At 68.7% G+C, this 2,504-nt stretch carries 1 protein-coding gene and 1 pseudogene; both read right to left on the reverse strand.

The features are described 5' to 3' along the window. A pseudogene (locus AC1DIO_RS35135) lies at nucleotides 1-251 on the reverse strand (HlyD family type I secretion periplasmic adaptor subunit); the annotation flags it as partial. A gap of 57 nt (nucleotides 252-308) precedes the next feature. Continuing rightward, a partial coding sequence (locus AC1DIO_RS35140; protein WP_476854931.1) for a calcium-binding protein occupies nucleotides 309-2,504 on the reverse strand: 2,196 nt, incomplete at its 5' end.

Below are 2,504 nucleotides of genomic sequence, written 5' to 3' on the forward strand. Positions count from 1 at the left end.
CGCACCCCGATCGCCTGGACGACGCCGCCGTCGCGGTGCTGCACCTCCTTGAGGTTCTGATCGACCTTGATCGAGCCCTGGGCGATCACGGCGCCGTTGAGATGGGCGCTGGCGGCCCAGCCGCCGCAGCCGACGACCAGGAGCAGGGCAAGCGCCGTGCCGGCGAGCATATGCCGGCCGAGCCCGAAATTCGGCTCGCGCCCTTCCCTGGCATCCCCGCCCGCCTGCGATGCGATACTGCGCCTGGTCATATCCGTCTCTCCCGTCAGCGGACCCGGGATGCGTGGCCCTGCGGCCACGCGCCGAGGTCAGTAATAGTAAAGCCTGTGACTGCCCTGGATCTCGATCGAGTAGTCCTTCTCGTCATGCTGCTCGAGAAAGACGTCGACATAGGTGCGGTCGTCGTCCCCGATCTTCTCGATGCGGAAGTGGAAGGGCCGGCCGGCAGCGTCGGCCTCGTCGCCATAGGCCGTGGCGAACGGATCTGCTCCGTCCGCAGCGGCATTGGCGGCGGGGTCGTCATCCGTGCCGATCTGGTACTGCTTGACGACGATGCGGTCGCCGGCCTCGAGATCGAGGATCCGGTGGATCAGGTCGCGATCGTCCGCGTCATAGGGCACGTCGAAGGAGAAGCAGTCGTCGCCGGCACCGCCGGTCAGCGTCACCGCATCAGCGCCGATGGTGAAGTGGTCGTTGCCGCTGCCGCCGATCACCGCCTCGATGCTGGAGAAGCTGTCCTCGCCGATCTCGACGCCGACCGCCTTGCCCTCGACCAGGTTGATGTCGATGCATTGCGTCGCCTGGGAGTAATCCAGTGTGTCGCAGCCGCTGCCGCCATCATAGCAATCGGCCGTGGCATCGAGTGTGCCGATGATCACGTCGTTGCCGGACCCGGCTTCGACCCGGTCCCTGCCCCCACCGCCATCGAGCGTATCCGCGCCGCTGCCGCCTTCGAGCCGGTCGTTGCCCGCCCCGCCATCGACGATATCGTCTCCCGCGTCACCCTCGATCCGGTCGTCGCCAGCCTCGCCGAAGAGCCGGTCATTGCCGRCATTGCCCTCGACCCKRTCGTCGCCGGCGCCGGCGAAGACGAYGTCGTCATCCGCGTCGCCCTCGATCCGGTCGCACCCATCGCCGCCGAAGACGATGTCGTTACCGGTCCCGCCATGGATCTGGTCGTCACCGGCGCCGCCCGCGAGATGATCATCGCCGGAACCGCCATCGAGCACATCGTCGCCGGCATCACCGGAGAGCGTGTCGTTGCCAGCCTCACCGAAGAGCCGGTCGTTGCCGCCGCCACCGGCCGCTGCATCGTCGCCGGCGCCGAGCTGGGCCGTGTCCTGGCCGGCGCCGAACTGGACGAGGTCGACATGAGCGCCACCGGTGACGACATTGTTGCCGTTGCCGGTTCGGACCGTGTCGTTGCCGTCGCCGGTGAAGATCGTGTTGTCGCCTTCTCCGCCGTCGATCCAGTCGTCGCCGTCGCCACCGTCGAGGATGTCGTCGCCGTCCTCGCCATAGACCTGGTCATTGCCGGCCCCGCCCATGACGTGATCGTCGCCGGCATCGCCATGAAGCTCGTCGTTGCCGGCGCCGCCATCCACGGTGTCGTCGTCCTCGTCGCCATGGATGACGTCGTTGCCGGCATCCCCGGCGATCTGGTCGTCGCCGGTGCCGCCCTGGATCACGTCATTGCCGTCACCGCCGGAGAGCTGGTCGTTGCCGGCGCCGCCGATAATGATGTCATCGCCAGCCTCGCCGAAGATGATGTCGTCGCCATCCTCGCCGAAGAGCTGGTCGTCGCCGTCGCCGCCATAGATCGTGTCGTTGCCCTCGCCGCCATAGACGATGTCGTTGCCGCGCCCGGCATAGATCAGGTCATGGCCGCCGCCGCCGCGGATGAAGTCGTTGCCGGCGCCGCCATGCAGGATGTCGGAGCCGCCGCGGCCGTCGATCACGTCATTGCCGTCGCGCCCGTCGATCAGGTCGGCGCATTCGGTCCCGGTCAGGCTGTCATCGCCGGCCGTGCCGTTGATCTCGGTGAACTCGACGACGCTGAAGAGCGCGGTCTGTGCGACCGCGACGGTCTCGTCGCTGACCTCATAGCTCAGCGTCACCGGGCCAAAATAGCCGGGCGTCGGGCTGAACTCCCAGCCACCCTCGACCGCGGTCAGCGTGCCGCTGGAGGCGGTGAGATTGCGGATCGCCAGCACATCGCCATCAGGATCCAGCGCCCCTGCGAGCAGTCCGATCGCGGTGATCAGCAACGTCTCGCAGCGCCCGATGCTGCGCAGGCTGACCACACCGGCAAGCAGCGGGGCGCGGTTGCTGCGCGGGCTCCCGGGGCCACCGGGACCGCCGGGATTCTCGCCACCGGGTCCGCCAGGGTTCTCGCCGCCCGGGCCGGAATGGCCGCCCGGGCCGGGGTGGTGGCCGCCCGAGCCGCCGCCGGCCGAGGCGATCCCCTCGAAGTCATGGCCACCGCCAGAGCCGGCACTGCCGGA

Source organism: Allobosea sp. 05T439, from assembly GCF_056396005.1.